This is a genomic window from Neisseria sp. P0022.S010, from assembly GCF_051956635.1.
Window position 1 is genome coordinate 1 of sequence record NZ_JBQCXF010000131.1, and the last position, 7,641, is coordinate 7,641.

Annotated in this window: 3 protein-coding genes and 1 pseudogene; 2 read left to right on the forward strand and 2 right to left on the reverse strand. The window is 51.0% G+C overall.

Going from position 1 to position 7,641, the window contains the following annotated elements; all coding sequences use genetic code 11:
• Positions 1 to 50: 50 nt before the first annotated feature.
• Together nhaC and nth are read left to right on the forward strand one after the other, a co-directional pair.
• Positions 51 to 1,430, forward strand: coding sequence for a Na+/H+ antiporter NhaC (gene nhaC, locus ACTHUT_RS11570; RefSeq protein ID WP_070837379.1), 1,380 nt, complete (start codon positions 51 to 53; stop codon positions 1,428 to 1,430).
• 137 nt (positions 1,431 to 1,567) lie between these two features.
• A complete protein-coding gene (gene nth, locus ACTHUT_RS11575; protein ID WP_063068919.1) occupies positions 1,568 to 2,197 on the forward strand; it encodes an endonuclease III in 630 nt (209 codons plus the stop codon).
• Between the two features lie 59 nt (positions 2,198 to 2,256).
• Here nth and putA read toward each other — a convergent pair whose 3' ends face one another.
• Both putA and putP read right to left on the reverse strand, forming a co-directional pair.
• A complete protein-coding gene (gene putA, locus ACTHUT_RS11580; RefSeq protein WP_440418811.1) occupies positions 2,257 to 5,865 on the reverse strand; it encodes a bifunctional proline dehydrogenase/L-glutamate gamma-semialdehyde dehydrogenase PutA in 3,609 nt (1,202 codons plus the stop codon).
• A 224-nt stretch (positions 5,866 to 6,089) separates the two neighbouring features.
• Positions 6,090 to 7,604, reverse strand: a pseudogene (gene putP / locus ACTHUT_RS11585) (sodium/proline symporter PutP).
• Positions 7,605 to 7,641 lie beyond the last annotated feature (37 nt).

Consider the following 7,641-nt stretch of genomic DNA (forward strand, 5'->3'; position numbering starts at 1 on the left):
GGCCTGTTATGCTAAAATCTGTTAAATACTTATTAAAAAGGCAAAGAAAAATGTTTGCTTTCAAATCCTTACTTAATATGCCGCGTTTTGAGGCCATCGCTGTGGCCTTGGCTTTGGTGGCGGCAATGGGTTATACGATTATTTCGCTTGAATGGCTGCCGCATATGTCGATTGTGACGGCGATTGTGGTCTTGCTGTTGTATGGTTTGATGCGCGGCTTGAAATATCAAGATATGCAAAACGGTATGATAGGCGCGGTCGGGCAGGGTATGGGCGCGATTTATCTGTTTTTCTTTATCGGCCTGATGGTCAGCGCGCTGATGATGAGTGGTGCGATTCCGACGCTGATGTATTACGGTTTCGGATTGATTTCGCCTACTTATTTTTATTTCTCGGCGTTTGCGCTCTGCTCGATCATCGGTATTTCCATCGGCAGTAGTTTGACGACTTGTGCGACTGTCGGCGTGGCATTTATGGGTATGGCGGCTGCGTTTCATGCCGATATGGCGATGACGGCGGGTGCGATTGTATCGGGTGCGTTCTTTGGCGATAAAATGTCGCCGCTTTCCGATACGACCGGTATTTCCGCTTCGATTGTCGGCATTGATTTGTTCGAACACATCAAAAACATGATGTACACCACTGTGCCTGCATGGTTGATCAGTGCGGCGTTGATGCTGTGGCTCTTGCCCAATGTTGCTGCGCATGACATGAATAGCGTCGAAGCTTTCCGCGCGCAATTGGAAGCAACCGGTTTGGTGCATGCCTATTCGCTGATTCCGTTTGCCTTGCTGGTTATCCTCGCCCTGATGCGCGTGAATGCCATTGTGGCCATGTTGTTTACCGTTATAGTGGCGCTGATTGTGACTTACTTCCACAGTACGCCTGATTTGAAACAGCTGGGCGCGTGGTTTTACAGCGGATACAAACTCGAAGGCGAAGCATTTAAAGACATTGCCCGTTTGATTTCTCGCGGCGGCTTGGAAAGCATGTTCTTTACGCAAACCATCGTGATACTCGGCATGAGCTTGGGTGGCCTGTTGTTCAGCATTGGTGTGATTCCGTCTTTGTTGGAAGCCATTCGTGCGTTCCTGACCAATGCCGGACGCGCTACTTTCAGCGTGGCCATGACATCGGTCGGTGTCAACTTCCTGATTGGCGAGCAATATTTAAGTATCCTGCTTTCCGGCGAAACCTTTAAGCCGGTTTATGACAAGCTTGGTTTGCATTCGCGCAACCTTGCTCGTACGCTGGAAGATGCGGGTACGGTCATCAACCCGTTGGTGCCTTGGAGCGTCTGCGGCGTATTTATCAGCCATGCCTTGGGTGTGCCTGTTTGGGAATACCTGCCTTATGCCTTCTTCTGCTACTTGAGCTTGGCTCTGACGCTGGTGTTTGGCTGGACAGGGCTGACTTTGAGTAAGAAGTAAACCGCATTTAAAATAGCAATGCTTTTATCAAACAAGGCCGTCTGAAAACAATTTCAGACGGCCTTGTTTTACTTGAAGTAGCCGTATCAGCATGATTTCACTATAATTGCTACGCCAATAAAAAAATAATCTAAACAATGAATAAACAAATCCGCCAAGAAATTTTCGAGCGTTTCCGCGCTGCCAATCCTCATCCTACTACCGAGTTGAATTTCAGCTCGCCGTTTGAGCTGCTTATCGCCGTGTTATTGTCTGCACAAGCGACTGATGTCGGCGTAAACAAAGCGACTGCCAAACTCTTTCCCGTTGCCAATACGCCGCAAGCTATGTTGGATTTGGGACTGGACGGCGTGATGGAATACACCAAAACCATAGGCCTCTACAAAACCAAATCCAAACACATCATGCAGACTTGCCGTATTTTGCTGGAGAAATACAACGGCGAAGTACCTGCCGACCGCGAGGCTTTGGAATCTTTGCCCGGTGTTGGCCGAAAGACTGCCAATGTGGTGCTGAATACTGCATTCGGGCAACCTGTTATGGCGGTCGATACCCATATTTTCCGTGTTTCCAACCGTACCAAAATTGCTCCGGGCAAGGATGTGCGCGAAGTTGAAGACAAGCTGATGCGCTTTATTCCCAAAGAATTTTTGATGGATGCCCATCATTGGTTGATTTTGCATGGCCGCTATACGTGTAAGGCTTTAAAACCGCAATGCAGCACATGTTTGATTAACGATTTGTGCGAATATCCGGCAAAAATTTAAATAAAAAAAACATAAAAAAAGGCCGTCTGAATTTCAGACGGCCTTTGATTTGGCTACGATTAGTCGGCAACTGCCATCAGGCTGGCGTTACCACCAGCAGCGGTAGTATTGATACTGCAAGAAATTTCTTCAAATACTTGCAGGATGTCCAGACCTTGTTCGGAAGGCAGAATGCGGATGAGCGCACCGTCGTGGCCGGCCAACTCTTGTTTGCGCTCGCTGCTCAAAGGCTCGATGGCGGCAACATGGCTGATGCCTGCGTTTTCAGGTTTGCTGTTGACTTGCAACAAACCGTCCAAATCGGCAGAGTAGGCAACCAGTGGGCTGTTTGGCTCAACAACGGTTTGAATGCCTGCGGCAGCCAGCTCGGTCAGGGCGGAGAAGGCTTGCAACAGAGTACCGCCGTGTACCCAAACGTGTTTCGGAGAGCGCCAGCTCAATGAGTTGCGTTCGCCGGTCGGGCCGACCAATACGGTTTCGGCTTTGCGCAGAGTGCGAACTCGCGCGTGACCCAAAGCTGCGGCTGCAGTTTTCTTCTCTTCTGCATTAAACGGCAGTTTGTGAACCAGAGTTTCCAAACGTTTGAGCGCGTCTTCGTCTGCTTGGCCGATACGGCTGAGGGTTGGGGCAACCCATTCAGGAGTACGAACCAGGCGTTGCAGATAGAATGGACCGCCCGCTTTAGGACCGGTACCGGACAAGCCGTGACCGCCGAAAGGTTGTACGCCGACAACGGCACCGACGATGTTGCGGTTAACGTAGATGTTACCGGCTTCGATGCGGTCGCGGACGTGTTCGACAGTACCTTCGATACGGCTGTGTACACCGCTGGTCAAAGCATAGCCTTTGGCGTTGATTTGGTCGATGAGTTGATCCAATTCGCTGGCGCGGTAGCGGACAACGTGCAATACAGGACCGAACACTTCGCGTTGCAACTCGTTCAAGTTGTTCAATTCAAACAAGATTGGACGAACGAAAGTAGAGTTGTTGCTATCAACGTCGGCAGCAGTTTTGACTTCGTGGTAAGCCTTCGCTACGCCTTTCATTCGGTTGATGTGGGTCAACAGGTTTTGTTGGGCTTCAGCATCGATGACAGGGCCGATGTCTGTGGTCAGCTGGGTCGGTTTGCCGACAACCAATTCGTCCATTGCGCCTTTGATGATGTTGACCATTTTATCGGCAACATCTTCTTGAACGCACAAGATACGCAGAGCGGAACAACGTTGGCCTGCGCTGTCGAAGGCAGAGTTCAAAACGTCGAGGCAGACTTGTTCCGGCAGGGCGGTAGAGTCCACAATCATCGCGTTTTGACCACCGGTCTCAGCAATCAGGACAGGGTTGTCGTCGCGTTTGGACAGTGCTTTGTTAATCAGGCGCGCTACTTCGGTAGAACCGGTGAAGATGACGCCGCCGATGCGGGTATCGCCGGTCAAGGCAGAGCCGACATCGCCTGCGCCGAGTACGAGTTGCAGTGCAGAAGTCGGAATACCGGCTTGATGCATCAGGGAAACGGCGTAAGTAGCGATCAGGCTGGTTTGTTCGGCAGGTTTGGCGATAACGGTGTTACCGGCAGCCAATGCAGAAACCACTTCGCCGGTAAAGATGGCCAATGGGAAGTTCCATGGGCTGATGGCAACGATTGCGCCGACAGCTTTGGCATCTTTAGGCAGGGTGTTTTCAGATTCGTTGGCATAGTAGCGGCAGAAGTCAACGGCTTCGCGTACTTCGGCAACGGCGTTGTTCAAGGTTTTACCGGCTTCGCGGACGGCCAGCATCATCAATGCAGGCGTGTGTTGTTCCAACAGGTCGGCAAAACGGCGCAGGCAGTCGGCGCGTTCTGAAGCAGGTTTGGCGCTCCACTCAGGCAGGGCAGCAACGGCTGCACCAATAGCTTCTTGAGCCAATGCCGCATCGGCAAAGCTGACGGTACCGACAACATCGTTGTGGTCTGCAGGGTTGCGGACAGGTTGAGCTTCGCTTACGTTACGCGCTTCGCCATTGACGATAGAAGCGGCGTGGAAGTCTTCGGAAGAAGCTTGGTTGAGTTTTTCTTGCAGGTTTTGCAATACGGTTTCGTTGCTGAAATCTACGCCTTGGGAGTTCAGGCGGTCTTTGCCATACAAATCGCGTGGCAGAGGCAATGCCGGATGCAGATGGATACCTTGTTCGGCGATGGTGTCGAACGGGCTCTTAATCAGGCGGTCGATGCTGATGTTTTCGTCAACGATTTGGTTCACGAAAGAAGAGTTCGCACCGTTTTCCAACAGGCGGCGTACCAAGTAGGCAAGCAGGGTTTCGTGTGTGCCGACCGGGGCATACACGCGTACGCGGCGACCTAAGTTTTGCGGGCCGACTACTTGGTCGTACAGGGTTTCGCCCATGCCGTGCAGACATTGGTGTTCAAAGTCTTTGCCTTTACCCATTTGGTAGATTGCGCCCAAAGTGTAGGCGTTGTGGGTGGCAAATTGTGGGAACACGGCATCTTGCGCATCCAAGAGTTTGCGTGCGCAGGCGAGGTAGGAGATGTCGGTGTGGACTTTACGGGTGTAAGTCGGATAGCCTTCCATGCCGTCTACTTGAGCCCATTTCACTTCGCTGTCCCAGTATGCGCCTTTAACCAAACGGATCATCAGTTTTTGGTTGTTGCGGCGTGCTAGGTCGATCAGATAGTCGATAACGAACGGGCAACGTTTTTGGTAGGCCTGAACAACGAAACCGATACCTTTGTAGCCTGCCAAGTCAGGGTCGGAAACCAAAGCTTCCATCAAGTCCAAAGACAATTCGAGACGGTTGGCTTCTTCGGCGTCGATGTTGATACCGATATCGTATTTTTTACCCAAAAGGAACAATTCTTTCAGGCGTGGCAACAGTTCGCTCATAACGCGTTCGTGTTGGGCGCGTGAATAGCGTGGGTGGATGGCGGAAAGTTTAACGGAAATACCGTTGCCTTCGTAAACGCCTTGTCCTGCGGCATCTTTGCCGATGGCGTGAATGGCTTGAACGTAGTCGTTGTAGTAGCGGTTGGCATCTTCTTCGGTGTATGCGGCTTCACCCAACATATCGAAAGAGAAGCGGTAACCCATTTTCTCGCGCTCTTTACCGTTTTGCAGAGCTTCTTCAATGGTTTGGCCGGTTACGAATTGTTTGCCCAATAGGCGCATTGCGTAGTTCACACCTTGACGGATCAGCGGAGCACCACCTTTGCTGATCATGCGGCTCAGTGCAGAACCCATATTTTTTTCAGAAGTGTTGGTGGTCAGTTTGCCGGTAATCAACAGACCCCATGCAGCCGCGTTAACGAAGAGGGAAGGGCTGTTGTTCAAGTGGCTTTTCCAGTTGCCTTCGGAGATTTTGTCGGCAATCAGGCGGTCGCGGGTTGCATTGTCTGGAATACGCAGCAGGGCTTCGGCCAGGCACATCAGTGCAACACCTTCTTCACTGGAGAGAGAGAACTCGTGCATCAAGGCATCTACGCCGCTTGCTTTGGTGCGGCTGGAGCGGACTTGAGTAACCAAACGACGGGCAAGCTCGGAGGCGGCATTGCGCTCTTCGTCGGTCATCTGTGCACGTTGCAACATATCCTGAACGGCCTCGATTTCATCGCGGCGGTAGGCATCAGTTACAGCTTGACGCAGAGGAGTTTGTGTTGGAAAAGCGAAGTTAAACATTATTTATGTTCTCCAAAGGTTTTTTTCATGGTTTCAGACGGCCTGAATTAAGACTGCTAAAACAGGCATTCTGAAGGATAGTAATATCGTAATAAAATTATGATGCGGATACAAGATGCATCCGCATAAATTGCTGTTTTTTCTGATAAGGCTCAGATTATTTTGAAACAGTTTATTTCATAAAGACGGCCTGCACGGAATCATGCAGGCCGTCTGAAAACGTCTTATTTAGAGGCGCGGTATTCTGCGTCTGCTTTTTCGAAACGTTCTTGCAATTCGCGTGAAGGTTTTTTGTCGATCAGGGAGACCAAAACAATCACGAGGGTACAAGCGATGAAGCCGGGAACGATTTCATAAACGGTAGAGAAGCCTGTTTCTTGTGCGGCCAAAGCAGGTTTTTTGATCCACTCAGCCCAAACAACCACAGTCAGCGCGCCAGCAATCATGCCGGAGAGTGCACCGTAGGCAGTAATACGTTTCCACAGAACAGACAGGATAACGACCGGACCGAATGCGGCGCCAAAGCCAGCCCATGCATAAGCTACCAAGCCCAATACTTTGCTTTCAGGATCAGAAGCAATCAGGATGGAAATCACGGCGATAGCCAATACCATTACACGGCCAATCCATACCAATTCAGCTTGTTGGGCGTTTTTACGCAGGAAGCCTTTATAGAAGTCTTCGGTAATCGCGCTGGAGCAAACCAACAATTGGCAAGACAGGGTGGACATTACGGCGGCAAGAATCGCGCTCAAGATGATACCGGCAATCCAAGGGTTGAAGAGCAGGGTAGCCAAAGCGATGAAGATACGTTCGTGGTTGCCGTTCATTTCTTCAACGTGGGCAGGGTTGGCACCGAAGTAAGCGATACCGAAGTAGCCGACAGCCACAGCACCGGCCATACACAGAATCATCCAAGTCATACCGATACGGCGTGCAGAAACCAGAGATTTAGCGCTTTCGGCAGCCATGAAACGGGCCAAAATGTGTGGTTGACCGAAATAGCCCAAGCCCCAAGCGGCGGTAGAGATAATGCCGATGAAAGTAGTACCGGCAAACAGGCTGCCGTATTCTTTACCGGTAGAGGCGGCAACTTGTTGGATGGCCGCGTTCATTTGATCTGCACCGCCCAAACCCAAGTACACCATTACAGGAGTCAGTACCAATGCAAAAATCATCAAAGAAGCTTGCAGGGTATCGGTCCAACTTACGGCCAAGAAGCCACCCAAGAAGGTGTAGGCGATGGTAGCGCCGGCACCCAGCCACATGGCTTGAGTGTAAGACATACCGTGGAACAGGCTTTGGAACAGGGTAGCACCGGCTACGATGCCTGAAGCACAGTAAATAGTGAAGAAGAACAAGATAATCAGTGCAGAAACCACTTTCATCAAGTGACCGCCGGCACCGAAACGGTGGAAGAAGTAATCAGGAAGCGTCAGCGCGTTGTTGGCGTATTCGGTATGTACGCGCAGACGGCCTGCAACCAAAAGCCAGTTGAGGTATGCACCCACAATCAGACCAATGGCGATCCAAGCTTCATTCAAACCGCTCAGGTAAATGGCACCTGGCAAGCCCATCAAAAGCCAACCTGACATATCGGAAGCACCGGCAGACATCGCGGTCACGAACGGACACAAGCTGCGGCCGCGGAGAATGTAGTCGTCGAAGTTTCGTGTTTAAAAATAGGCGGAGAGGCCGATCAGTAATACGGCGAACAAATAGCCGCCTCTTATACACACCTAACGCTGCCGACGACAGAGAGAGTGTAGATCTCGG

Coding starts and splice junctions, on each gene's coding strand:
- nhaC (WP_070837379.1), top strand. CDS start 51: ATGTTTGCTTTCAAATCCTTACTTAATATGCCGCGTTTTGAGGCCATC.
- nth (WP_063068919.1), top strand. CDS start 1,568: ATGAATAAACAAATCCGCCAAGAAATTTTCGAGCGTTTCCGCGCTGCC.
- putA (WP_440418811.1), bottom strand. CDS start 5,865: ATGTTTAACTTCGCTTTTCCAACACAAACTCCTCTGCGTCAAGCTGTA.